Below are 25,345 nucleotides of genomic sequence, written 5' to 3'. Positions count from 1 at the left end.
CTCACACGTCCCGGCGACGCACCACGACCACCGCCACCGCCGCCGCGACCGCCGCCCACACGCCCATGGTGATCCAGGCGTCCAGCACGCTCGGCGGGTTCGCCCCCATCGTGGTGAAGGAGTGCGGGTTGAGGGTCAGCCGCGCCACCGTGCGCGAGGGCAGGTGGTCGCCGATCCGCTTGAGCCACGGGTAGCGGTCCCCGCCGAACATCAGCGGCAGGACGAACAGCAGCAGCACCATCGACACGATCGAGGCGGTGGCGTGCCGCAGCAGCGCGCCCAGCGCCATCCCGATCAGCGCGCAGGTGGGCACGATCGCCGCGTACCCGAGGACGGCCCTCAGGCACCCGTCGTCGCCGAGGGAGAGCCCGAGGTGCCGGGAGGACAGCATCGCGTTGGTGGCGAGGAAGGACGCGAAGGACACCACCAGCCCGGCGAGCCCGGTGACCGCGCCGATCAGCAGCACCTTGGCGCCGATCACGCCCCGCCGGTCGGGGACGGCGGCGAAGGTGGTGCGGATCATTCCGGTGGTGTACTCGCCGAACACGGTGATCGCGCCCAGCGAGCCGGCCGCGATGCTCATCAGGTCGCTCGCGATGCTGTTGAGGCCGTGGTGCAGCGGGTCGTAGCGGAACGCGTGCCCGCCGGGCATCGGCGTCGGCGGGTGGTCGATGTACGTCAGGTCGGTGTGCACCGCGTTGAGGTTGACGCCGATCGCCACCAGGGAGGCGAGGGCCAGCACCCAGTACGTCGACCGCAGCGAAGTCAACTTGATCCACTCGGCGGCGAGCAGGTCGAAGAACCGGGGTGCCGGCTCCGCGGTCCGGCCAAGGGTCAGGGTGCTCATCGGGCCTCTCCAGCCAGGTACTCGACGCTGTCGGCGGTCAGGGACATGAACGCCGACTCCAGGGACGACGTGCGGGGGCTCAGCTCGTGCAGCACCAGCCCGTGCCGCAGGGCGAGTTCACCGATCCGCTGGGCATCCAAGCCCGTGACGATCCCGAACTCCGGCTCCGTCCGACGCAGTTCCGCGCCCTCCGCCAGCAACACCGGCTCCAGCGAGGCGAGTTCGGGCGTACGGACGGCGACTCCCGTCTCCGCGTTCGTCGCGGAGAACTCCGTCAGGCTCTGGTCCGCGATCAGCCGTCCGCGCCCGATCACCACCAGGTGGTCGGCGGTGTGCTCCATCTCCGCCATCATGTGGCTGGAGACGAAGACGGTCCGCCCCTCCTCGGCGAGCCGCCGGAACAGCCCGCGCACCCACAGCACCCCCTCCGGGTCAAGCCCGTTGAGCGGCTCGTCGAACAGCAGCACCGGCGGATCGCCGAGCAGTGCGCCCGCGATGCCGAGCCGCTGCTTCATGCCCAGCGAGTACCCGCCGATGCGCCGCCCGGCGGCCTTGGCCAGGCCCACCTCCACCAGCACCTCCTCCACCCGCCCGAGCGGGATGCGGTTGCCGCGCGCCAGCGCCGACAGGTGCGCCCGGGCGGTGCGCCCGCCGTGCACGTCGGAGGCGTCCAGCAGCGCGCCCACGTGCCGCAGCCCGCGCGGCCGGCCCGCGAAGGGCACCCCGTCCACGGTGACGGTGCCGGAGGTGGGGGTGTTCAGGCCCAGGATCATCCGCAGTGTGGTGGACTTGCCCGCGCCGTTGGGGCCGAGGAAGCCCGTGACGGCGCCGGGGCGGACGGTGAAGCTCAGCTGGTCGACGGCCGTGGTGGCGCCGTACCTCTTGGTCAGTCGCTCGATCTCGATCACGGGGACAACGGTGCCGCCCGTGCCCGCCGCCCGGCATCGGGCCGGGGAACACAACCGCCCGAGCCGTACGGGCCTGCGGGATTACGTCCCCGGGCCAATGCGGCCGCCCGCCGCCCACGGCTACCATCGCCTTCATGATCACCGAGCCCCGCCCGCCGCTGCTCCGGCGCCTGCCGCCCGGCGTGTGGGTGGCGGCCTTCTGGACGACCCTCGTGGTGTTCCGCTGCTTCACCCGCGACCGCGAACTGGAGCACCTCTTCAACTACCAGGGCAACCCCGAGGACATGGCGCTGCTGGTCACCGCCGTCGTCACCACCCTGGTCGCCACCTTCCTGGTCCGGCTGCCCCTGGTCGCCATCGCCGTGGCACTCGCGGGCGGCCTCTACACGCTCGGCATGTGGAAGGTCCAGGAGGCGGCCCCGCTCCAGTTCCTGATCGCCATCACGGTCGTCGGCTACTGCGCGGCCACCCGCCCCCGACGCGACTCGCTGACCGCCCTCGCCCTGCCCATGGGCACCATCGCCGCGCTGTACCTGTGGGGCCTGGTGACCCGCTACGGGGCCAACCCGTGGGTCTACCTCGGCTACGGCGCCGTCACCGCCATCGCCTGGCTGGTCGGCAACACCGTCCACCAGAGCCGCGCCCACGCCGAAGCCCTGCGCGGCCGCGCCACCGAGCAGGCCGTCACCGCCGAACGGCTGCGCATCGCCCGCGAGTTGCACGACATGGTCGCCCACAGCATCGGCATCATCGCCATCCAGGCCGGCATGGGCCGCCGGGTCATGGACACCCAGCCCGCCGAGACCCGAATCGCCCTCGACGCCATCGAGACCACCAGCCGCGAGACCCTCGCGGGACTGCGCCGGATGCTCGGCGCGCTGCGCCAGGCGGAGGCGGAGGCCGCACCGCTCGAAGTCGCCCCGGGCCTCGCCGAGTTGGACCGTCTGGTGGCCGGCACCGCCGGAGCGGGCGTCCGGGTCGCCCTCACCCGCGACGGCGAGGCCCGGCCGCTGCCGCCCGAGGTGGACCTCGCCGCCTACCGCATCGTCCAGGAGGCCGTCACCAACGTGGTCAAGCACTCCGGCACCCGCGACTGCCACGTCACCGTCCAGTACGGCCCCCGCGACCTCGCACTCAGCATCGTCGACCTCGGTGGGGGCTCGTCCGCCGCCCCGGGCACCGGCTACGGCCTCGCCGGCATGCGCGAGCGGGTCGCCCTGCTGCACGGCGAGTTCAGCGCCGGACCGCGCCCCGAGGGCGGCTTCCGCGTCGCCGCCCGACTTCCCTACCCCGCCGAGGAGTTGGCGCTGTGATCCGAGTCCTCCTGGTCGACGACCAGCCGCTCATCCGCACGGGCCTGCGCGTGCTGATCGCCGACACCCCCGACCTCGAGGTGGTCGGCGAGGCCGGCGACGGCGCCGAGGCCGTCGACCTGGCCGGCCGGCTGCGCCCCGACGTCGCCGTGATGGACATCCGGATGCCCGGGGTGGACGGCATCGAGGCCACCCGCCGCATCACCGCCGACCCGGGCCTGCCCACCCACGTTCTCGTCCTCACCACCTTCGACGACGACGAGTACGTCTACGGCGCCCTGCGGGCCGGAGCCGCCGGCTTTCTGGTCAAGGACCTCGCCCTGGAGACCATCCTCGACGGCGTCCGCACCGTCGCCGCCGGGGACGCCCTGATCGCCCCCGCCATCACCCGCCGGCTCATCGGCGAGTTCGTCGCCCGACCGCAACAGACGGCCCCGGCGCGCAGGCCGCTCACGCCCGGCGTCACCGAACGCGAACGCGAGGTGCTCACCCTCGTCGGCCGGGGCCTGTCCAACACCGAGATCGCCGCCGAGCTCACCATCAGCGTCGCCACCGCCAAGGCGCACGTCGCCCGGCTGTTCAGCAAGCTCGACGCCCGCGACCGCGTCCATCTGGTCATCCAGGCGTACGAGTTCGGGCTCGTCGGCACGCCCTGAGAACGGCGGAACGGCGCCGGGAGGACCCACCCCCGGCGCCGTCCCGTCAGCGGTTCCGGATCAGGGAACGATCGCGTGCGAGATCTGGCACCCGCTCACCGCGTTCGACCAGGTGCCCTGCATCGCGAACGAGCCCGTCGCCATCGCCACGTTCTGCGCCCCGCCGACCCCGCCGGTGCCCTTCCAGGCGCACTTGTCGGCGTTCTCGTAGCCGGTCGAGTCCGTCCAGCCACCGGCCGGGTTCTGGTCGGTGATCGTCTCCGAGTACTCGTGCCCGTAGACGATCGTCACGCCGTCCAGGGTGCCCGCGCTGCCGCTGTTGACGTAGTTCTGGCCGCAGGAGGAGCCCATGTCGGGCACGTACGGGTCGTTGGTGAACGCCACGTCGCCGTACGGGCTCGGCGCCGCGCCGCCGGTCAGCGTGGTGTCGCCGTTCCAGTCGTGCCAGGCGCAGAAGTTGCCGCTCGCGGTGTTGAAGCCGTCCGGGTGGGTGCCGGTCGGGGACATCACCACGTACTGCACGTTGCGGTTGGAGGCCGCCGTGGTGTTGCCGAAGTGCCCGGCCGCCTTCACCGCCTCCGCGGCCAGCTGGTTGCCGGTGGCCTGCCCGGGCGCGGCCGCCGAGTTGTCGACCCAGACGCCCGCGAGGGCGCCGCCCGTCGGGTAGGCGACGTGCGCGGCCGTGGACGGGCAGCTGGTGGCGCCCTTGGCGACGCCCTCGCAGTACTGCGTCATGACGCCCGACCAGGTCTCGCCGTTGGTGCCCAGCCCCTTGAAGAGCTGCTGCGCCCGTACGGCCTCGCCCTTCGGGTCGCCGGACAGCGTGGTGTAGCCGCTGGAGTCGGTGCCCTGGCTGCCCCACTGGGTGCCCCAGAAGACCAGGTACACCTTCGGGGCGCCGGTGGTGACGCCGATCCCGTCGACGCCCCCGCCGTAGCGCAGGTTCGACGTGCGCTGGGCGGCCGCATTACCGGCCGCCTCCTTGGTCGGGTGGACGCCGTGCCGGTACGGGTGGCTGTTCCCGGCCGTCTCGCGGACCGGCTGGTCGGCCTGCGCGGCCGGCGCCGCCGCGAACCCGGTCGCGGCCAGCGCGAGCGCGCTCAGCCCGGTCAGGGCCCGGTTCCGGTTCCGGCGCAGCCGGGAGGTGGGGGAGATGCCCATCGTGAGGGTTCCTCTCTGGTGCCGGCGCACACCGGTGGGCGGCGACGGCACAGTGGGGGGACGCATGGGGGTGAGGGCAGCGGCGACCGGCAGGAGTCGACCGCACATCGACTCCGGATCGTGGGGTGGTGGGCGCCGGTCGCCGCCGACCGCTCGAAGGAAAGCAGAGCCGCCGAAACCGGGTCAACGAGCCCGTACGTAAAGAAAACCCACCCGAACGTAGCGAACGTCAAAACCCCGCAGGCCGGCGCCCGTCGACACGCGTAGCGCAGCAGAGTGCCAACAGTTGACGGGAGGTTCTACACCGTATGCGCGACTCGTGCACGACCTGCCCGGAACCCTTACGGCAGGTCGAGTTCGCCGATGCGGGAGATGCGGCCGTGCTGGTCGAGGGCGACGTCGTAGGCGTTGCCGTGGCAGGTGGCCGGGTCCTGGGCGGCGAGGCAGTCGCCGAGGTGGTCGATCAGCTCGTCGAGGGGGACGGGGCGGGGCCGTTCGGCGAGGGTGGCGGTGACGCCGCTGTCGGCGAAGCCGTAGTGGACGGCGGGGCCGGTGGGGAGGTAGCGGGTCTGGGCGCAGGAGTAGTCGGCGGGGCGGGCGGTGAGCTCGGAGGCGTCGGCGGTGACGACGAGCACCACCTGGTGCCCGGGCTGCGGGGCCGGGGCGGTGCAGCCCGGCGTGGGGGAGGAGGGGGCGCCCGGGGCGGAGGGAACGGCGTCGAGGTCGTCCTCGTCGCCGAAGTCGTCGGCCAGCGGGTCCTCGCCCTGGTCGTCCGCGGCCGCGGCGGCGGAGGCGGCGGTCACGGTGGGGCCGGAGTCGGCGGGGTCGCAGGCGGTCAGGGCCGCCATGGCGGTACAGCCGAGGAGGGCGGCGGCGAGGAGGGTGCGGGGCACGGCCATGGCACAAGTCTCCCCGTTCTCGGCCGATGTCGGTAACGGGGTACACGTCTGAGGCTCCGTCCACGGTTCCCGTCCCCTCCCGATCCGCACACCGGGAGGGGACGGGAGGTCGGGGGTGAGGTCAGGCCGAGACCTCGTACGCGGCCCGCACCCGCGCCTGGGCCACGGCCCCCGCGCGCAGGTGGTCGAGGCCGAGCAGGGCCGCGCCGAGCACCGGCGGCGCGTCGACCACCCGGGGTTCGGCCAGCGGAGCGGCCTCGGCGAGGCGGGCGGTGACGTTGTCGAGCAGCAGCGGCTGCCGGGCGGCGAGCACCCCGCCGCCGAGCACCACCGGGGCGGGGGAGTCGAGCAGGTCGAGGCGGGTGAGCGCGACGACGGCGAGGCGGACGATCTCGTCGGCCTGGCGGTCGATCAACTTGAGGGCCACCGCGTCACCCTGGCGGGCGACGGCGAACAGCAACCGGACGATCTCGTGCAGCCGCGTGCCGGGCAGGTGCCCGAGGTGGACGGCCTCCGCGACGGCGCCCGCGGTGGGCAGGCCGAAGTGCTCGGCGATGGCGGCGGCCAGGGCGGTGGGGCCGCCGCGGCCGTCCTCGGCCCGGACCGCGTTCCACATGGCGGAGATGGCCAGGCCCCCGCCGCCGCCCCAGTCGCCGGTGAGCTCGCCGAGGGCGGGGAAGCGGGCGGTGCGCCCGTCCGGCAGGAGGCCCGCGCAGTTGATCCCGGCGCCGCAGACGACGGCGACGCCGCGCGGGCCGTCGGTGCCGGCCCGCAGCAGGCCGAAGGTGTCGTTGACGACGGTGTTGTCCAGGCCCCACGGGTACGCCTCCAGCGCGCGGCGCAGCCCGTCCTCCTGGACGGGCAGGTCGGCGTTGGCGAGGCAGGCGCTGACGTGGGTGGTGAGCACGCCGCTCCAGTCGGCGTGGCCGGCGGCCGCGGCGGCCTGCTCGACGAGGGGGACGAGCCCGGCGACGGCGGCCGCCTCGCCGATGCTGTGAGGGGTGAAGCCGCCCCCGCGGGCGCTGCCGAGGACGGTGCCGTCGAGGCCGATCAGGGCGACGTCGGTCTTGGAGTTGCCCGCGTCGATGGCGAGGACGCCGGGCAGGATGGGTTCGGGCTGGTGGGTCATCAGATCCCCGGGCTCGTACGTGGCCCGGCCGTGATCCCCGGCCGGGGGCCCGGCCGGGTGAGCGGCCGGGGGTGGTCGGCCCCCGGAGCGGGGGGCCTGCCCGGAGCCGTCAGGCCCAGGCGAGGTGGTCGCGGTTGTGGGCGAGCAGCCGGTCGGTGAGCCGGTCGGCGAGTTCGATCTGGCCGACGAGCGGGTGGGCGAGCAGGGCGTCGAAGACCCGGTCGCGGCCGCCGTGCAGGGCGGCCTCCAGGGCGAGGTGCTCGTAGCCGGTGACGGCGGCGATCAGCCCGGCGTACAGCGGCTCGACGGGCCGCTGCGGCAGCGGCCGTACGCCCGCGGCGTCGACCTCGGCGGGCACCTCGATCACGGCGTCGTCCGGCAGGAACGGGAGCACCCCGTCGTTGCGGGTGTTGACGACCTGGACGGAGGTCCCGGCGTCGGTGCCGAGCAGGGAGGCGATCAGCTGGACGGCCGCCTCCGAGTAGAAGGCGCCGCCGCGCTTGCCGAGCAGCTCCGGCTTGGTGTCCAGGGCCGGGTCGGCGTACATCTCCAGCAGCTGCCGCTCGATCTCGGCGACCTGCGCGGCCCGCGAGCCCTGCGCCTTGAGCTCCTCCACCACCACGTCGTGCTGGTAGAAGTACCGCAGGTAGTAGGAGGGCACCACGCCGAGCCGCCGCACGAAGGGCTGCGGCAGGTGCAGGTCCTCGGCGATCTCCTTGCCGAAGTCCCGCAGCAGCTCGGGCAGCACCTCCCGGCCGGTCGCCGAGCCGGGGGCGTCGAGCAGGGTGACGCCGCGCTCCCAGGTGAGGTGGTTGAGGCCGACGTGGTCCAGGCGGATCAGCTCGGGGTCGACGTTCAGGTGGGCGGCGAACTTGCGCTGGAAGCCGATCGCCACGTTGCACAGGCCCACGGCCTTGTGCCCGGCGCTCTGCAGGGCGCGGGTGACGATGCCGACCGGGTTGGTGAAGTCGACGATCCACGCGTCCGGGTTGGTACGGCGGACCTGCTCGGCGATGTCCAGCACCACCGGGACGGTGCGCAGCGCCTTGGCGAGCCCGCCGGCGCCGGTGGTCTCCTGCCCGACGCAGCCGCACTCCAGCGGCCAGGTCTCGTCCTGGTCGCGGGCGGCCTGCCCGCCGACGCGCAGCTGGAGCAGGACGGCGTCGGCGTCCGCGACACCCGCCACCAGGTCGGTCGTCGTCGTGACGGCGGCCGGGTGCCCCTGCCTGGCGAAGATCCGCCGGGCCAGGCCCCCGACGAGCTCCAGCCGCTCGGCGGCCGGGTCGATCAGCACCAGCTCGCCGACCGGCAGGGTGTCGCGCAGCCGCGCGAAGCCGTCGATCAGTTCCGGCGTGTACGTCGAACCTCCGCCGACGATGGCCAGCTTGAGCGTCTTCAGCGAGGAGGACATCAGCCCTTGACCCCTGTCAGTGTCACGCCTTCGATGAAGGACTTCTGGGCGAAGAAGAAGAGGGTGATCACCGGCGCCATCACCAGCAGGGTGGCGGCCATGGTGAGGTTCCAGTTGGTGTGGTGGGCGGCCTTGAACGACTCCAGGCCGTAGCTGAGCGTCCAGGAGTCCTGGTCGTTGGCGGCGTAGATCTGCGGGCCGAAGTAGTCGTTCCAGCAGTAGAAGAACTGGAACAGCGCGACGGCGGCGATGGCCGGCTTGGCCATCGGCAGGACGACGCGCAGCAGGGTGCGCAGGTCCCCGCAGCCGTCGATGCGGGCGGCCTCCAGGTACTCCTTGGGGATGGTCAGCAGGAACTGCCGCAGCAGGAAGATCGAGAAGGCGTCGCCGAAGGCCATCGGGATGATCAGCGGCCACAGCGAGTTGCCGAGGCCCATCTGCTTGGTCCAGAACAGGTACATCGGGATGACGGTGACCTGCGGGGGCAGCATCATCATCGCGATGACCGCCATCAGCGCCAGGTTGCGGCCGCGGAAGCGGAACTTGGCGAGGGCGTAGGCGACGGGCAGGCTCGAGACGATGGTCAGCAGGGTGCCCGCGCCCGCGTACAGCAGGGTGTTGCGCCACCAGGAGAGGAACCCGGGGGTGTTCCAGACCTTGCTGTAGTTGCCCCAGTTCCAGTGGGTGGGCCAGTAGTCGGTGGTGAGCGCCTGTTGGTCGTCCATCACCGAGGTGAGGAAGACGAAGACGAAGGGCAGTAGGAAGAACAGCGCGGCGGCCACGGCCACCGAGTGCACGGCGACCCAGTTCAGGAGGGCGCGGCGGCGGGCGGCGCGGGCGGCGGGGCTGCTGCCGGCCGGGCTGTTGCGGGCCGGGCGGGCCGGGGCCTTGGTCAGGGTGGGGCTGGGAGTCATGTCGGAGTCCTCATCCGTCCGCTAGTCGTCGCTCGCCATGAAGCCGGACCGGCGGCGGAGCAGGATCGAGGTGACGGCCATCGAGATGGCGAACAGCACCATGGCGATGACACAGGCCGCGCCGTAGTTGAAGCGCAGGAAACCCGTGTTGTAGACCATCTGCGGCAGGGTCCAGGTGGAGCCGTTCGGGTATCCGGGCTCGAACTGCTGGCCGGAGTTGCCGGCGATGCCGCTGGCGACCTTCCCGGCGACGATCGCCTGTGTGTAGTACTGCATGGTCTGGATCACGCCGGTGACCACCGCGAACATGATGATCGGCGAGATGTTCGGCAGCGTGACGTACCGGAACTTCTGGAACGGGCCGGCGCCGTCGAGTTCGGCCGCCTCGTACTGCTCCTTGGGCACGTCCAGCAGCGAGGCCATGAAGATGACCATCAGGTCGCCGACGCCCCACATGGCGAGCAGGGTGAGCGCGGGCTTGGACCAGTCCGGGTCGGAGAACCAGCCGGGCTGCGGCAGCCCGAGCTCGCCGAGCAGATGGTTGAGCGGGCCGGTGCCGGGGTTGAGCAGGAAGGCGAAGGCGACGGTCGCGGCCACCGGCGGGGCCAGGTAGGGCAGGTAGAACGCCGTGCGGAAGAAGCTGACGCCGGTCCTGACCTTGGTGATCAGCATGCCGATGCCGAGGCCGAAGGCGACCCGCAGGGTCACCATGACGACGACCAGCCACAGGGTGTTCCGCAGGCCCTGCCAGAAGGCCGGCATGTCGTTGAAGACGTAGTCCCAGTTGTTCAGGCCGTCGAACTTCGCGGCGCCGACGCCGTTGTACGAGGTGAAGGAGAAGTAGGCGGTGGAGACCAGCGGGTAGACGAAGAAGACGCTGAAACCGACCAGCCAGGGGGAGAGGAAGGCGAGGGTGCGGGCCGCCTCCCGGCGGCGCTTCCGTCGCAGCTGCTGCTGCGAGGAGAGCGCCGCCGGGTCGGTCGGTCCGGCGGGGCCTTCGGGGGCTGAGCCCTTGCGGGTGCCGAACGCGAGTGACATGGGGGGACTTCCGTGGACCGCGGCCGCTACTTGGCCTGGGCGAGGTCGGTGTCGATCTGCTTGGCGGTGGCGGCCAGGCCCGCCGCCACGTCGGTCTGCTTGCCCGACTCGATGTCGTAGCCGAGGCCCTGCAGGGTGACCATGTAGGCGCCGCCGTTGGCGACCGGCGGGGTGGTGCCGGAGTTCTTGTTCTTGGCGATGTCCATGAAGGTCTTGAAGTTGGCGTCGGCCTGGAGCTTCGGCGAGTCCAGCGCGGCGAAGGTGCTGGGCACGTTGTGGATCTCGTTGGCGAAGTTGACCAGCGCGTCGGTGTCGGTGGTCAGGAACTTGACCAGTTCCCAGGACGCGGCCTGCTTCTTGCTGGTGCTCGCGATGCCGACGATGGTGCCGGTCTGGTAGCCGCGGCCCCAGCTGTCGGCCTGGTCGTCCGGGACGGGGAACGGCGCGGTGGCCCACTCGAAGTCGGGCTTGGAGGCGGCGAGGGAGGCGGTGCGCCACTCACCGTCGAGGATCATCGCGACCTGGCCGGTGTTGAAGGGGTTCTTGGCGCTGAACTCCTCGCCGAAGGTGGAGCGGAACTTGTCGAGCTTGGCGTAGCCGCCGAGCTGGTCGACCATGTCCTTCTGCCACTTGAGCATCGCGGCGACCTTGGGGTCGGTGGCGATGTTCGACTTGCCGTCCGGGCCGAAGTAGGTGGCGCCGTACTGGCCGAGGTAGTGCTCGGTGGTGGACTCGTAGCCGTGGTACAGCGGCATGAAGCCGAGCTGCTTGTACGAGTCGCCGTCGGTCTGGGTCAGCAGCTTCGCGTCGGCGGCGAACTCGCTGAAGGTCTTCGGGGGGTTCGCGATGCCGGCCGCCGCGAACGCCTTCCTGTTGTAGTACAGGCCGTACGCGTCGCCGAGCAGCGGCAGCGAGCACTGGTTGCCCTTGTACTGGGTGTAGTTGAGCATCGTGGCCGGGAAGGTCTTGGCCGGGTCGATGCCGGACTTGTCCAGCAGCGGCTTGAGGTCGAGGAACACCTTGGTCGAACAGAACATGCCGACGTTGTTGGTGGTGAAGGAGGACACCACGTCGGGCGCGTCGTCGCCGCCGGCCCGCAGGGCCTGGTTGACCTTGTCGTCGGCGACGTTCCCGACCGCCTTGACGTGGATGTTCGGGTGGGCCTTCTCGAAGGCGGCGATGTTGTCGTTGATCGCCTTGAGCTCGTTGTCCTGGCTCCAGCCGTGCCAGAAGGTGATGGTGACGTCCTTGCCGCTGGCCGAGTCGTCGGTGCCGCCCGAGTCGCTGGAACCGGTGCAGGCGGAGGCGAGCAGGGCCAGGACGGCGGTGCCGGCGAGGGCGGCGGCGGTGCGGCGGCCTCTGCGGGAGGTGGTGGCGAGCACTTCGGGGTCCTCCAGGGGGTGCGCGGGCAGGCGTCGTTGCCTCGGCGCCCGCGTTCGGGGGGTTGGGGAGAGGTGGGTGCGGGGAGCAGGTGGGTGCGGGGAGCAGGTGACAGGGGAGCGTCAGTGGGTGGAGAAGACCGCCTCGCGGGCATCCGCCAGGGCGCGCTGAAGTGCGCCGAGGAGGACGGGCGAACCGGACAGGGCACTGCTGCGGACGGGCGGCCGGGCGATGGAGATCCGGGCCAGTTCGTCCTCGACGAGCGCGCGCAGGCGTTCGCCGCCCGCACTCGGCACCGCACCGGAGAGGACCACCAACCGGGGGTCCAGCACGGTCACGATCGCGGCCAGCCCGACGGCGAGCCTGCGGGCCAGTTCGGTGAGGAAGGCATCGCCGGCGTCCGGGGTCTCCAGAGCTCTGGCGATCGACTCCTCGGCGGTGGGCGCGCCGAGTCCGTACTCACGGGCCAGGGCCCGGACGGCCTGTGCGCCGACCATGTCCTGGAACCCGCCGTGACTGCGGCGCCGGGCGTCCCACTCGATCGGTGCGCCGGGCACCGGCATGTAGCCGACCTCCCCGGCGACGCCGGTGAACCCTCGGTACAGCCGCCCCGCGATCACGATCGCGGCGCCGACGCCCGCCCCGGCCCAGAGTAGGACGAAGTCCTCGTGACCCGCCGCGGCGCCGCCCGCCTGCTCGGCGACGGCGGCCAGGTTCACGTCGTTCTCGATCGACACCGGCGCGCCGATGGCCTCCGTCAACTCCTCCACCAGGCGCGGCGAATGCCAGCCGGGCAGGTGGGAGGCGTAGCGCAGCTTGCCGGTGACGGGGTCGGGGGCGCCGCCGATGCCGATCGCGACGGTGCGCAGGCTGCCCTCGGGGAGCCCGACGGCCCGTACGACCTTCGCGGTGGCGGCGGCCGCGACGGCGACGGTCTCGGCGGCCGGCACGCCCTTGGTCGGCTCGGTGTGCTCGGCGAGCGTGGTGCCGGTGATGTCGGCGACGGCGACGCGGATCCCGCTGGGGGTCACATCCAGCCCGGCGACGTACCCGGCGGCCGGATTCACCTGGTACAGCTGCGCGTTGGGCCCGGGCCCACCGGCCGTGGTGCCGACCGGCACGACCAGCCCGGCCGCCTCCAGCCGCGCCAGCAACTGCGAGGCGGTCGGCTTGGACAGCCCCGTCAGGCTCCCGATCTGCGTACGGGAGAGCGGCCCGTTCGCCAGCAACAGCTCGAGCGCGGCACGGTCGTTGATCGCCCGCAGCAGACTCGGCGTCCCGGCGAGGGGCGCCTTCGCGGAGCTTCCGGCCATGGGCGGCATCCTCCTCTTCCGGGTCTCCGACGGTGAACTGTTAGGAAACTTTCCAGTCGCTTGGACATGGACCGTACGGCCGACGTCAGCGGAGTGTCAATGCCCGCTCCACCGGTGGATGCCGAAGCGTTACCGGCCACCCCACGAGTCCGTGCCGCCCTCAACCGTGCCGCCCCGCCATGAATAAGGATGAGCGGAAAAAGGGCCCCACCCGCCCTCCCGCCCTCACCGGAAATGCACACCCGGCGGCCCCGGCCAGTTCTGGCCGGGGCCGCCGGAGTTCGAACGCTGCACAGGAAGTCGGCCCGTTCGACTTCCTGTGCAGGGCAAGAAGTTCAGCGGCACGCGATTATTTCCGCTGCCCGCCGGAAGGTTCCGGCGGGCAGCGGGGATAAACAGCACAACTTTGCGGGCTCGGGTGCAACCACCCGGGCCCGCCCGAGACCCGCCCACCCTTGCCGGAAGCACACAGACACACACCAACGGCGGCCCCGGCCAGGCCGGGGCCGCCGGAACCGGAACCCTGCGCAGGAAGTCGGCTGGGCCGACTTCCTGCGCAGAAGCCGGGAGAGGCTGAGGGGCAGCAGCATGGGAAGCCGCTCACCATGGGTTGAATGGAGGATGGCCCTATTGGTGTTGTGCCCTCGCCGACCGGCGAGGGCACAACACCAATAGGGCCAAGTGCGGCGGCCTCCTCCGGTGAGGAGGCCGCCGCCCAAAGTCAGGCCGACAAGCACCATGCTCCTAGGGTTCAGGGGCCCGGCTTCCAATGCGCCCTGTCACATCCTTTGAAATGAAAAGCGGAGAATCTGGGGTGTCGTCCACCGACTGGCCGGGGGACGGCACCTGGAAACGGAAGTGGCTTTGTCGCTCGTTGCCGCTTCGGCAGGGCCGAAGCGGCAACGAAGGGGCGGGCGGGAGTTGGATCACGCTGCGATCCCGTTGTGCAGATACCGGGCGCGGCCGTCCGACAGTGCTCGGACGGCGGCGGCGAAGCGGTTGCGTTGACGGGGGCGCAGGCGGTCGGCGACCTCCGGGGTGGGGAGGAAGACGGCCTCGGACAGCTCATCGTCGCGCGGGCGCAGGCATGCTGCCAGGTCGGACTGGAGGATGCCCGCGTCGAAGATGAAGGCGAGTTGGTCGTCCCACGGCCCGTGCGGCGCGACCCAGTCCACCACCAGCAGGCGGTGGACGGAGATTTCCAAGCCCAGTTCCTCGCGAAGTTCTCGCACCGCAGCGGCGTCCGGCGGCTCGTTGGACTCAGCCATCCCGCCGGGCAGGTCCCAACCTTCCTTGTAGGTCGGGTTGACGGTCAGGACGCGACCGGCGTGGTCCCGCAGGATCACGTCGGCCGAGACGCGTTTGCGGGCTTGCCGGGCGTTGCCTTCGGCGAGATGTGCGTTCCAAGCATCGGTGTCGGTGGGCGCAGGCTTCACTTCACACCTCCCCGAGGCGACGGGATGATGTCGGCAAGCAGGAGCTGCCGGGCTCTGCGTGCCTCATCGAATCGTGCCAGGTACTCACGGTGCTGCCCGAGCAGGTCGCCGAGGTCGTCCAGCGCGCGCCCAGCGGGGGTGGCTGGTCGGTAGAGACCCTGAGGGACCCGCCCTGGCCCTGACCGCCGAGGTGCACGCCGCCTTCATCGCGGCGGTGGCTCATGGGGAGTTCGACTTCGGGCTCGTCTGACAGCGCGTCCGAAATGGCCACGGTCCGGCGCAGAGGAAGTGCGCCGGACCGTGCTTGCTGATTCGCCCCGTTCCCTACGGCTTCGCCAGGTCGTCCGACGGCTTGGGGGACGGGATGGGTTCGGCGGCCTTGTAGCGGGGGGAGGCCGGGTCGGCGAGGGCGGACGGGGGGGCGGCGTCGGCGGGTGGGGTGAGTGGGGTGGTGGCCGTTGCCGAGGCGACCACCACGGCGGAGGCGGCGGCAGCGGCGGCTGCGGCGGCGGTCGGGGTGTCCTCCTTGACCTTGATGCCGGCCTCGTCGAAGGCGGCCTTGAGGCGCTGGCGCAGCGCCCGGGAGACCACCGGGGCCTTGCCCGGGGCCGTGCGGGTCTCCAGTCGCACGATGACCGAGTCCGCGGCGACCGATTCCACGCCGAGGATGGAGAGCGGGGCCCAGACCAGTTCGTCGTAGGGGGGTTCCTTGGTCAGGGCCTCCGCGGTCTCCTCGATCAGTGCCTCGACCCGGGGCAGGTCCTCCTTGTAGGCGACCTGGACGTCCACGGAGGCCGTCGACCAGCCCTGGCTCATGTTGGCGATCCGCTTGACCTCGCCGTTGCGGATGTACCAGATCTCGCCGTTGGCGCCGCGCAGCTTGGTCACCCGCAGGCCGACCTCGAGCACGGTGCCGGTGGCGACCCCGGTGTCGATCTCGTCGCCGACGCCGTACTGGTCCTCCATGATCATGAAGACCCCGGAGAGGAAGTCCGTCACCAGGTTGCGGGCGCCGAAACCGATCGCCACACCGGCGACACCGGCGCTCGCCAGCAGTGGCGCCAGGTTGACTCCGAGTGCGCCGAGGATCATCAGCGCGGCCGTGCCCATGATGCTGAACGAGGCCACGCTGCGCAGCACCGAGCCGATCGCCTCCGAGCGCTGCTTGCGCCGCTCCGGGTTCACGACCCCGTGGTTGGCGAGCAGTCCGCCCAGGCGGCTCTCCTCGTGGCTGTCGTTCGAGCGCGCCATCCGCGTTATCAGCTGGGTGATGAGCTTGCGCACCACGGCCCGCAGCACCAGGGCCAGCACCAGGATCAGGACGATCCGCAGTCCGCTCGCCAGCCAGCTCTGCCAGTGCTCGTCGAACCAGGAGGCGGCCTGCTTGGTGGTGTCGCTGACCTCCTGCGCGCTGGTGGGGATGCGCAGGTCGAGGTTGGGCAGGCCCGGTGCGGTGGGGCTGGGGGTCGGCGTCGGTGTGGAGAGCACCGGGGGGGCGTCGACGGGGCCGGTGGCGCCGGAGCGGAACACGGTGCGGACCTTCCTTGCAGGGGGCGTTACCGGTCCGCACCGCCGACGAGCGGCCCGCGGACCGTGCGCGCTAGCCTATCCGCCGCCGAAGACTCGTTCTGACACGCCGGGGAACGGGCACGAACTCTCCCCCGAACCCACCCCCGAACTCGCCCCCGCTCGCCCCCGGGCGCACGAACCGTCGCGGACGCCCCGTCAACGCCCCCGTGCGCTCCCGGCCACGCCCGCCGCCCGCACTGCTCCGACCGGCGGATCCTTCCCCCGGGAGGGCCGCCGCGCCGCGCCGCCGGGGCACAGGGTGCAATGCGACCCTTGCCAGGGCATACCGCCCATGACGGAAAGCACACCCGAAGTTCACACCGGGTCCGTTACACAGGAGTGGTGGCGCCGTACGAAGGCGTAAGGCGACACTGGTGGAGATCACCCACTCGTTGCGTGATCCAACCGCTCGTCCCGGCGCGAGCCACGCGCCGCAGGCGTCCAAGGAGGCATCCGTGCCGCATGTCCTGGTCCTCAACGCGTCCTACGAGCCACTCGGCGTCGTATCGATGCGCCGCGCACTCATCCTCGTCCTCAACCACAAGGCGGTCAGCCTGGAGGACTCGGAAGTCACTCTGCACAGCGCCACCAGCGCCCTACCGGCGCCGTCCGTCGTCCGTCTGACCCGGTTCGTCCGGGTCCCGTTCTGCGGGCCCGTCCCGCTCACCCGCCGGGCGCTGTTCGCCCGCGATCACGGCCGTTGTGTCTACTGCGGGGCCGCCGCCACCAGCGTCGACCACGTCATCCCGCGCAGCCGGGGCGGCCAGCACCGGTGGGACAACGTGGTGGCCGCCTGCCGCCGCTGCAACCACACCAAGGCCGACCGCCACCTGACCGAACTCGGCTGGCGGATGAAGCGCCCGCCGGCGCCGCCGACGGGCCTCGCCTGGAGGATCATCGGCACCGGCATCAAGGATCCGCGCTGGCGGCCCTACCTGGAGCCGTACGGCGGCGGTGACCAGCTGCGCGCCCCGCAGTGGGGCGAGTACGAGCACCACGACCATATCGAGCCGCCGGCCCACACCGTCCCACTGGGCCGGGCACACGGCGCCCACCCCACCCCCGTCCGCCGCGGCGAGCAGCCCGAACCGCTCTCCGCCTGACCGAAGCGACACAGGGCCCGCCCGTCAGTGCACTGCCGGTACGCGCCTCATGGGCCGCCGCGCCCCCCGTATCCGGGGAGTCCGGCGGCCCGCCGCTTTTCCTCCACGGCTTCGCTCGTCCCCTACGGCTTCGCGTTCCCGCTACGGCTTCGCGGGCGGGGCGGCCGAGGCGGGCGGCACGGGGGCCACGGGGGCCACGGGCGGCTGCGCCGGTGCGGAGACGGCGTACAGCTCGACGCCCCACAGCGAGTACCCGTACTTGGTGGCCCGCGCCACGCCCTGCACGCGCAGGAAGCGCACGCCCTGGGCGTCGAAGCGCACCGTCTCGTCCCCGCCGCGGCCGTTGTCCACGGTGGCGGCGTCCGTCCAGGTGCTGCCGTCCGCCGAGACCTGGATCCTGTACGAGGCGGCGTACGCGGCCTGCCAGTGCAGCACCGCCGAGCCCAGGCGGACGGGCTGCGGCAGCTCGAGCTGCACCCAGGCGTCGTCCTTGGCGGGGGAGGACCAGCGGGTCTTCGGGTCGCCGTCGGCGATCGCCGAGGCGGGGAAGTTCGCGGTCTCGTCGCCCGAGGAGGTGGCCTTGGCGCCGACGGCGAGGTCCGGGCCGCCGGTGGGCGGCACCACGTGCACCTGGAGCACCTGGCGCACGGTGGTCGACCCGGCGGCGTAGGTGACCGGTATCGGGTACGTCCCGGACGGGGTGCCCGGCGCGGCCGTGACCAGCAGCGGGACGCCGACGCGCCCGCCGCGCGGCACGCTCACCCCGCCCGCCGGGGCCACGGTCAGGCCCTTGGCGGCGGCCGGCACCTCGGCGCTGAGCGCGCCGGTGGTGCCCTCGGGCCGGCCGGCCTCGACGGTGGCCTGGGTCCTGGCGGGGGAGGCCGCGCCGGCCACCACGTCCAGGGCCGGGTCGGCGAGGCTGAGCCGGGCCGCGGGGGTGTCCGCGTACCAGGGGATCACCTGGTTGACGACGGGCGGGTCGCCGCCGGGCTTCCAGGTCATCCGGAAGGCGTCGGCGAGCTGCCCGCCGGCCGGCAGCTCGTTGTAGCCGGGCTGGACGGTGCCGATGGTGGTCCAGGTGCCGTCCGGGCGGCGCACCGCGACGGTGGCAGTGGCCTTCACGTTCGGGTCGGTGAGCACGGTGAGCCGGTCCAGCGGGCGGGCGGAGCCCAGCTCGAGGGTGAGCGGCTCGTCCTGCGCGGTGGGCGCGACGGCGGCGCGGTAGGCGGTGTCCGGGTTGCCGTCCAGGACGGCGGCGGCCGAGGAGCCGGGAAGCGCGGCCGGGCCGCCGGAGACGCTGGCGGGGGCCTCGTCGGGTGCGGTGACGGTGAACTCGCGCACGGCCACGGCGGTCTTCTGCGCGGCGGTGGCCCGCAGCCGGACGGCCCGGACGACGGTGCCGGGCGGCAGCTGGGCGCTGACGGCCTTCTGGTTCTTCGCGACGGCCAGCTGTTTCCAGCCGCCCTCGCCGGTGGTGTACTCCAGCACGCCGTCGCGGATGTAGTCGTCGGCGGCGGTGCGCGCGTCCTGGCCGTCGCCCCAGCCGCCCATCAGCACGGTGACGGAGCCGACGGGCCGGCCGGCGCCGAGGTCCAGGCCGACGGCGTCGCCGGGCTGCGGGGGAGCGGAGCTCCAGTAGAAGGTGTCGGCCCTGCCGTCCGCCATCAGGGCGGGCAGGTGGTCCTGGGCGGTGCCCATGGTGGAGGTCGGGGTGACGCCGCCGCCCGCGACGCCGGCCCAGTTGTCGGCGGCCCGCACGGCCCGCTCCAGGAAGGGGCCGAGCACGCCCGCGCCGATGGTGGCGGGGCTGGTGGCGAGTTTCTCGCGCAGCTGGTTGAGCTGGACGCGGGCCTTCCAGGCCGCCGCGCCGTCGCCGCCGTGCTGGGCGACGAGCATGTCCAGGGCGGACTGCCCGGCCAGCCCGTAGTCGTGCAGCGGGCCGAGCCAGGGCGAAGCCTCCGCGGCCAGCTGGGCGGTGGCCGCGGTGCCGGCCAGGGTCTCCTGGGCGGAGGCCATCGCGGCGAAGGACTCGCGCAGCGGCGCGGCGGCCGCCGTCAGCTTCGCCAGGTCGGGGGAGGCGCCGGAGGTGGGTTCGGCGGCGGCCCAGAACTGGTCCATGAGCGGGGTCAGGTACGCGGACTCCTGCTTGGCCAGCGGCGAGGAGGAGCTGTTGCCGGCCAGCGCGGTGACGGCGGACAGCGCCGAGCCGGCCGGGGTGGTGCCGTCGGCGGTGGGGCCGGCCAGCGAGCGCACGGCGGCCTGCCAGGACTCGGCGGGCTTGTAGCCGGCGGGGTTCCAGGCGAAGTCCCCGGCCGTGGAGAGCGCTATCCGGGAGGCGACGGGCTGGCGCATCGCGCCGGTGACCAGCGCGGCCGAGCGGGTGGCCAGTTCGGGGTCGCGGCCGGTGTAGGCGCCGAGGAAGAGCCGGTCGGGGCTGGAGTCGTTGACCGGGTAGTTGTCCATGGTGATCAGCGGGTGCCCGTACAGCGCGCCGGTCTCGGACGCCTGGGCGCCGGTGATCTTCTCCGGGATCACGCCGACCCCGCTCCAGGCGACCTGCACCCCGGCGGGCAGCGCGTCGGCGAGCGCCTTGCGGTACGGGGTGGCGCCCTGCTGGTGGTACTCGGTGGGCACGACGGACAGCGGCGCCAGGCCCGGGTTCTTGGCGATCAGCCGGTCCTGGACCTTCTTGACCAGCTGGGCCTGGGCCTTGGCGGCGGCGGCGGGCCCGGAGCCGTACTCGTCGTGGTCGTCGTCGCAGTGCCACTCGGTGTAGCTGACGTCCAGGAACTGCAGCTGGAAGGCGGTGAAGCCGAGCTTGCGCAGCCCGTCCAGCTTGGCGACCAGGGCGTCCGTGTCCTTGTCGGAGCTGTAGCAGAGCGACTGGCCGGGGTCGATCGCGTAGGCGAGGGTGACGTGGTTCTTCCGGGCCCGGGAGGCGAGGGCGCGCAGGTCGTCCTGCTGGGCGGTGGGGTAGGGGGTGCGCCAGTCGGCGCGGCGGTACGGGTCGTCGCCGGGGGCGTAGAGGTAGAAGTTCTGCTTGCCCCGGCCGAGGAACTCGATCTGGTCCAGGCGCTGGCGGGCCGTCCACGGGGTGCCGTAGAAGCCCTCGGCGGTGCCGCGCAGGGCGGCGCCGGTGGGCCAGTCGCGCAGGGCGATGCCGGGCAGGCCCAGACCGGCCGCGCCGGGGGCCTGGCCCTGGCCGGCGGGGACGGCGGCGAGCAGCTGGCGCAGGCTCTGGGCGGCGTAGAAGGTGCCGGCGGAGTCGGCGCCGGCGAGCACGACGGCGCCGTAGGTGCCGCCGCCCTGGGCGGGCAGCTGACCGGCCGACAGGACGTAGCCGCCGGAGGGCAGGCCCTCGAGGCCGGGCGCGGCGCCGTCCTTGGCGCCGGCGGCGGTGGCGAGGGAGCGCAGGGTGCGGTCCACCTCGCCGCCGGCGCCCTCGGCGGGGCCGCCGACGTAGACGACCAGGGAGCCGGCGGCGGGGGTGCCGCCGTCCGGCTGCGGGGAGACGTCGGTGGCGCCGGCGACGGCGAGCACCTCGCGGACGGCGTCGAGGGCGCCCTGGTCGGCCTTGTCGGTGGGCACCAGGGTGACGGTGGCGGGCACGGTGACGGCCTTGCCCGCGACGGTCTGCTCCTGCGGCCGGGGGAAGACCTGGGGGTTGGTCACGCTGCCCAGCGGGGTCTGCGGCGCGGTGCTGACGGTGCCCGGCCCGGGGGTGGCGGCGTACGCGGCGCCCGGCACCGGCCCGGCGAGCAGCCCGCCGACCACGGCGGCGGCCGCGACACCGGCGGCGATCCGTACGGCGGTGGCCGCGGGCCGGCGCTCGGCCCGGGAGGCGCGCTCGGCGCGGACGGAGGGGAGCAGGGGCGCGGTGCCCTTCAGGTCGGCGATCAGCCGGTCGGCCGTCCTGGGGGCGAGCTGACGGCAGGTCCGCGCGGTGGCCCGCCGGGCCGCGAGCGCCGCCGGGTGGTGGAGAACCTCGCGCAGCGCCGGGCTCTGCTCCACCTGCTGCCGCAGCCGACGCCCTGCCGCCTCGGACACTCGGGCTTGCACGGGAGCCTCCTCGCTGGCCTGGACCGCTTCGTCCGCAACCCCACCAGCTACCCGACCCGGTGTCAACGCCGTCGACGGCTATGGCGGGTTTGCCGGATTTATCCGTATGTCGAGGCGTGCCCACGACAGAGCGGGCGCCGCCGTCCGGAGGTTCCGGACGACGGCGCCCGCGGCAGTTCACGACCCTTCAGCGCGGGGTCACGGCAGGTCGTGCGTCAGGCCGCTCACGCCCTCTCGGGGTTGAGCACCCAGCGCTGGTTGGGCCCGCCGGCGCAGGCGTACAGGATCGGCTGGGTGCCGTTCCCGGTGGCGCCCCCGGGCAGGTCCACGCACAGGTCCGCGACGGTGTTGCGCAGGGTGCCGTCCCCGCGCACCGCCCACTTCTGGCCGTCCAGCCCGGCGCAGGGCTGCATCTCCAGGCCCGTGCCCGAGGTCAGCGCGTTGCCAAGGGTGGAGAGGCAGTAGCCGCTGTTGCGCACGGTGCCGTCCGTGGAGAAGTTGAACCGCTGGTTCTGGCTGTCCCAGCAGCCCCAGAAGGCGATGGTCGCGCCCGGGTGCGCGCCGCCGGAGGCGTCGAGGCAGCTGCCGGTGGCGGAGACCGATCGGATCGAGACGGCGGCGGTGACCTTGCCCATGGGCTCGCCCTGGTTGAAGCCGTTGACCCAGCCCGGGGCTCCGCCGCCGGTGCCGCGCCAGACGTGCATCTGGCCGTCGTTGGCGATGGTCCACAGGTCGGCCAGTCCGTCGCCGTTGAGGTCGCCGGAGGAGCCGACGTACGGGTAGTTGGCGGCGGTGGTGCCGCTGCCGTCGAGGATCAGCCGGCCCCCGTTGGGGTTGGTGAAGGCGCTGTAGTCCACGGCGAACAGGCCGCTGGTGGCGTCGACGGCGCCCGAGAGGCCGTACGCGAGGACCTTGCCGGTGTCGCGGTGGCGGGCCCACAGGGTCGCCTGGCGGTAGGAGACGGTCTCGCTGATCTTGGTGGGGCCGTTGGCCGGGCCCGGGTTGATCAGGTCGTACTCCGCCCAGTCGCCGGTGCCCGGGGTGGTCGGGATGAGCTGGGCGACGTCGCTGAGCCCGTTGACGCCGCCGGGGCGGAAGAGCCAGAGCCGGTGGTTCTCCACCGTCAGCAGCGAGGTGCGGGTGGCCTGGAGCGTGGCGCCGTTGGTGCCGGGGGAGGTGGCCTCGCCCTCGGGGGTGCCGAGCGCGACCAGCTGGTCCACGGCGGACCAGTCGGGGGCGTAGTCCGGCACGGTGGAGCAGGCGACGGGCGGGCCGCCGAGCGTCAGCACGCACTGGCTCGGGCGCTTGAGCGAGGAGGAGACCAGCCGGTCGAAGTGCCCGGAGCCGTCGTTGTAGACCAGGCTGAGCAGCTTCCTGAGGTCCGGGTCCTTGGTGTTGTGGGCGATGATCTGGTCGACCAGCGTGCCCTTGACCAGGGCGCCCCGGTGGGTGATCAGGTAGTCGTTCCAGGTCGGGTGGTGGTTCTGGTCGTTGCCCGGGGCGCTGGCGGCGACGGCCGAGCTGGTGCGGGTCGGGTCGAGGTTGGCGCCGATCGCGTTGAGGTTGCCGGCGCCGTCCGGGCGCAGGATGTCGGGGTTGCGGTCGCCGTCCACGTCGCCGAAGACCGGCAGGGTGCCCGGGCGCCACGGGGCGTAGTAGGCGTAGGAGGCGGGCTGGCTGTAGTTGCCCGCGTTGTCCTGGGCCTGGGCGTAGACGATGTTGGTGCCCCAGTTGCCCGCGACGTGCTGGAAGTTGGCGTTGCCGTTGCCGTCCGCCATCACCGTGCCGGGGTCGCCGCAGCGCCAGCCGGTGACGGGCGTCGAGGAGGTGCTGACGCGGAAGCAGGCCAGGCCCGAGGCGTTGAGGCCGTTGCCGGGCGCCGGGTCGGTGCCGTTCAGGGTGAACCAGGCGTTGGTGTCGGAGTAGGCGGTCGGGTTGTCGTTGGGCGTGCCGGCCGGCGGGAAGTCGGTCGAGGTGATGCTCACCTGCGGCGAGGTCCGGTCGACGCGGAAGTAGCACCAGGCGCTGGAGTCCGAGGTGGTGGTGCCGTCGGTCACCTGGGCGTTCCAGCCGTACTGGTGGCCGTCGGCCAGGCTGCCCAGGTCCACGACGTAGGGCGCGTTGTAGCTGCCGCCCGAACCGCCCGGCAGGGAGCTCCAGTTGCTGTCGTTGTCGTCCCAGACGTGGAAGCCGGTGTAGAGGTTGAACCCGGTGGGGGACCAGCTGTTGACGGCGAGCTGGATGCTCTTGTTGTTGCCGATCCAGGGCGCGTTGTCCCAGGCGTGGGCGCCGCCGCTGGTGCAGTCGAAGTTCTGGTTGTTGCTCGCGAAGCCCGGCGTCGGCATCGTGCGCGGGTACCAGATGCTCGGCGTCAGGTCGTAGTCGGTGGTGATGGACGGGTTGTTGGAGAACCGGTGCCGGTACATCATGTTGTACTCGTCGTCCGGGGCGATGCCGATGATCATCTGGCCGCGGCCGCGGGCCACCGCCTGCTGCACGCCCCAGGAGACGTCGAGGTTCATCGTGCCGTAGCCGGTGAACGAGCCGTTCCCGCCGATCCAGGTGCAGCCGTCCAGGCGGCCGGAGGTGCCGCAGGGCTGGTGCCACCAGTCGGTCCAGGTGCCGATGTCGCTGTTGTCGGCCCAGTAGGCGCCGAACGGTGTGGGCTGCGAACTGTTGGCCGCCCAGCTGACGTTCAGGTTCAGCGTCGAGCCGTAGACGGTCGGCGGGTACGGCGCGCCGTCCGGCTTGGTGGAGAGCGCCGGGTTGAGGCCGATCTTGAAGTAGGCGCGCTGGCGCTTCTTGGGGTTGCAGTCGCTGAAGCCGCAGAAGCCGGTGGCCGGGTCGGAGATGGTGTTGTAGTTCCTGGTGTCCGGGTGGTTCTCCTGGACCTCCACCGAGCCCTGCGCGGTGCTGGTGGCCGCGACGGTCGGGTCCAGGTACCAGGGGCCGGTGCCCTTGCCGAACGTCCCGGCGTCCGGGGTGAGTTCGATGGTGCCGGCGCCGATCTTGACGCCCATCGGCGCGACCGCCGCGTGGTCGCCGGGGGCCTGCGGGGTGGAGGCGCCGCCCTGGTCGGCCGCCGCGGTGTCGCCGGCCGCCTGGGCCGCCTTCGCCGCGGCCTTGACGCCGGGCGCCGGGGCGGTGGAGGAGTCCCACTGCAGCGGGGTGGGCGCGTTGAAGCGCGCCTGGCCCTTGTCGTCCTCGGCGGTGATGTTGCCCGCGGCGTCGGCCTTGACGGTCAGGCCCTCGGCGCCGGTGCGGAACACCAGGGACTTGAGTTCGGGCCGCGCGGCGGCGGCCGCCGTACGGACGACCAGCACGTTGCGCCAGCCCCCGGCCGGCAGCGCCGTGACCTGGAGGTCGACGTCCGGCAGCACGCCCGGGTACGTCGCGGTGTCGCCGTTCAGCGTGGGCGCGGGCAGGGTGAACGGGGCGGTGACGGAGAGCCTCTTGCCGTCCGGCGTGGTCAGCACGGCCATCGGGCCGGTGCCGCCGCCGGAGAGCGTCAGGGCGGTGCCCGACACGGCCGGGGCGAGGGTGCCGTCGGCGTTGCGGCGCAGGGTCGGGTCCAGTGCGGCCCACGCGTCCTTGACCTTCGCCCGGACGGACCGGGCGGAGTCGGTGGTGCTCAGCCGCCCGTTGGGGTTGACGACGGTCTGCGAGGTCTCGGTGGTCCACGCCTCCACGACCACGGGCTTGCCGGTGGCCTTGGCCTTCGCCAGGGCGTCCCGGTAGGAGCGCTGCTCCTTGGTGGGTTCGACGTTCGGCGAGCCGCTGATCGGCGGGACGGAACCCTGGGTGTGCGAGCCGGCCGGCGGGGCGTCCGCGGCGTGGGCGTTCGGTATCGCGCCGACCAGTGCGAGGCACAGGGCGGCGGCGACCGGAAGGGCCGCTCGCCGTCCTCGTTCAAGCAGCGGACGTTTCGGTACTGCTCGGCGAATTCGGGTTCTTTTCGGTGTCTTGACGATGTTTCGCATGGTCTTGGTGGGGGCTCCCCCCGGGAAATGGCCGCCCCGCTGGCGGACGTTCGGATGGGAACGATGCTCATGAACGCCGGGCTGGTCAAGCCGGATTCTTCTTGTCGGCACATGTCCTGATTGATCCTCAGGGCTTTTCCGAAAAGTGATTTCGGTACGGCTTGTTACTCGTGGGTAAGGCTATGTACGGGACGGAAGTTACTCCTATGGTCGTCCACGCACTGTGCCC

At 72.6% G+C, this 25,345-nt stretch carries 16 protein-coding genes and 1 pseudogene; 3 read left to right on the top strand and 14 right to left on the bottom strand.

The features are described from left to right. Nucleotide 1: 1 nt before the first annotated feature. Together IH61_RS45610 and IH61_RS0105120 are read right to left on the bottom strand one after the other, a co-directional pair. Complete coding sequence (locus tag IH61_RS45610) at nucleotides 2–847, bottom strand: ABC transporter permease subunit (RefSeq protein ID WP_031065537.1); 846 nt, start codon at nucleotides 845–847, stop codon at nucleotides 2–4. Then, nucleotides 844–1,755 (bottom strand): ABC transporter ATP-binding protein, encoded by a 912-nt coding sequence (locus IH61_RS0105120; RefSeq protein ID WP_031065534.1) that lies wholly within the window; start codon nucleotides 1,753–1,755, stop codon nucleotides 844–846. The genes IH61_RS45610 and IH61_RS0105120 overlap by 4 nt, the downstream gene beginning before the upstream one ends. A gap of 134 nt (nucleotides 1,756–1,889) precedes the next feature. Between IH61_RS0105120 and IH61_RS48140 the strand changes: the two genes are divergently transcribed. Both IH61_RS48140 and IH61_RS48135 read left to right on the top strand, forming a co-directional pair. After that, nucleotides 1,890–3,068: a sensor histidine kinase gene (locus IH61_RS48140; RefSeq protein WP_031065532.1), complete on the top strand. Its 1,179-nt coding sequence runs from the start codon at nucleotides 1,890–1,892 to the stop codon at nucleotides 3,066–3,068. Beyond that, nucleotides 3,065–3,724, top strand: a complete 660-nt coding sequence (locus tag IH61_RS48135; RefSeq protein WP_031065530.1) for a response regulator — start codon at nucleotides 3,065–3,067, stop codon at nucleotides 3,722–3,724. The genes IH61_RS48140 and IH61_RS48135 overlap by 4 nt, the downstream gene beginning before the upstream one ends. Before the next feature lie 60 nt (nucleotides 3,725–3,784). Here the strand turns inward: IH61_RS48135 and IH61_RS0105105 are convergent, their stop codons facing one another. From IH61_RS0105105 to IH61_RS0105060, 10 genes are all read right to left on the bottom strand, one after another. Next, entirely contained in the window at nucleotides 3,785–4,885 is a 1,101-nt protein-coding gene (locus tag IH61_RS0105105) for a hypothetical protein (protein WP_031065527.1), read from the bottom strand. Between the two features lie 341 nt (nucleotides 4,886–5,226). Then, nucleotides 5,227–5,784 carry a hypothetical protein gene (locus IH61_RS46755; protein WP_031065524.1) on the bottom strand — a complete coding sequence of 186 codons (558 nt, stop codon included), beginning with the start codon at nucleotides 5,782–5,784 and terminating at the stop codon, nucleotides 5,227–5,229. A 121-nt stretch (nucleotides 5,785–5,905) separates the two neighbouring features. Next, complete coding sequence (locus tag IH61_RS0105095; protein WP_031065521.1) at nucleotides 5,906–6,913, bottom strand: N-acetylglucosamine kinase; 1,008 nt, start codon at nucleotides 6,911–6,913, stop codon at nucleotides 5,906–5,908. A 109-nt stretch (nucleotides 6,914–7,022) separates the two neighbouring features. Continuing rightward, nucleotides 7,023–8,324, bottom strand: a complete 1,302-nt coding sequence (locus IH61_RS0105090; RefSeq protein WP_031065519.1) for a 6-phospho-beta-glucosidase — start codon at nucleotides 8,322–8,324, stop codon at nucleotides 7,023–7,025. Continuing rightward, the gene (locus IH61_RS0105085) at nucleotides 8,324–9,238 is read right to left on the bottom strand and encodes a carbohydrate ABC transporter permease (RefSeq protein WP_031065516.1); all 915 of its coding nucleotides are present in this window, start codon (nucleotides 9,236–9,238) and stop codon (nucleotides 8,324–8,326) included. The genes IH61_RS0105090 and IH61_RS0105085 overlap by 1 nt, the downstream gene beginning before the upstream one ends. 21 nt (nucleotides 9,239–9,259) lie before the next feature. After that, complete coding sequence (locus IH61_RS0105080; protein ID WP_078910836.1) at nucleotides 9,260–10,276, bottom strand: carbohydrate ABC transporter permease; 1,017 nt, start codon at nucleotides 10,274–10,276, stop codon at nucleotides 9,260–9,262. A gap of 26 nt (nucleotides 10,277–10,302) precedes the next feature. Then, entirely contained in the window at nucleotides 10,303–11,658 is a 1,356-nt protein-coding gene (locus tag IH61_RS0105075; protein ID WP_031065511.1) for an ABC transporter substrate-binding protein, read from the bottom strand. A gap of 120 nt (nucleotides 11,659–11,778) precedes the next feature. After that, nucleotides 11,779–12,969: an ROK family transcriptional regulator gene (locus tag IH61_RS0105070; protein WP_031065507.1), complete on the bottom strand. Its 1,191-nt coding sequence runs from the start codon at nucleotides 12,967–12,969 to the stop codon at nucleotides 11,779–11,781. Nucleotides 12,970–13,895: 926 nt separating this feature from the next. Further along, complete coding sequence (locus tag IH61_RS0105065) at nucleotides 13,896–14,405, bottom strand: NUDIX domain-containing protein (protein WP_031065504.1); 510 nt, start codon at nucleotides 14,403–14,405, stop codon at nucleotides 13,896–13,898. Between the two features lie 324 nt (nucleotides 14,406–14,729). Next, entirely contained in the window at nucleotides 14,730–15,935 is a 1,206-nt protein-coding gene (locus IH61_RS0105060) for a mechanosensitive ion channel family protein (RefSeq protein ID WP_234327031.1), read from the bottom strand. A 494-nt stretch (nucleotides 15,936–16,429) separates the two neighbouring features. Here IH61_RS0105060 and IH61_RS0105055 point away from each other — a divergent pair. Next, nucleotides 16,430–16,939, top strand: a pseudogene (locus tag IH61_RS0105055) (HNH endonuclease); the annotation flags it as partial. A 279-nt stretch (nucleotides 16,940–17,218) separates the two neighbouring features. On the opposite strand, the gene IH61_RS0105050 reads toward IH61_RS0105055, so the two are convergent. Continuing rightward, nucleotides 17,219–21,136: a beta-N-acetylglucosaminidase domain-containing protein gene (locus tag IH61_RS0105050; RefSeq protein WP_234327030.1), complete on the bottom strand. Its 3,918-nt coding sequence runs from the start codon at nucleotides 21,134–21,136 to the stop codon at nucleotides 17,219–17,221. A 224-nt stretch (nucleotides 21,137–21,360) separates the two neighbouring features. After that, nucleotides 21,361–25,116, bottom strand: coding sequence for a ricin-type beta-trefoil lectin domain protein (locus tag IH61_RS0105045; protein WP_031065497.1), 3,756 nt, complete (start codon nucleotides 25,114–25,116; stop codon nucleotides 21,361–21,363). Nucleotides 25,117–25,345 lie beyond the last annotated feature (229 nt).

Source organism: Streptomyces sp. NRRL WC-3742 (genome assembly GCF_000720635.1).
GTDB lineage: Bacteria > Actinomycetota > Actinomycetes > Streptomycetales > Streptomycetaceae > Kitasatospora.
The sequence above is the reverse complement of the archived record's forward strand: the minus strand, read 5'-3'. Positions and strand labels throughout refer to the sequence as shown.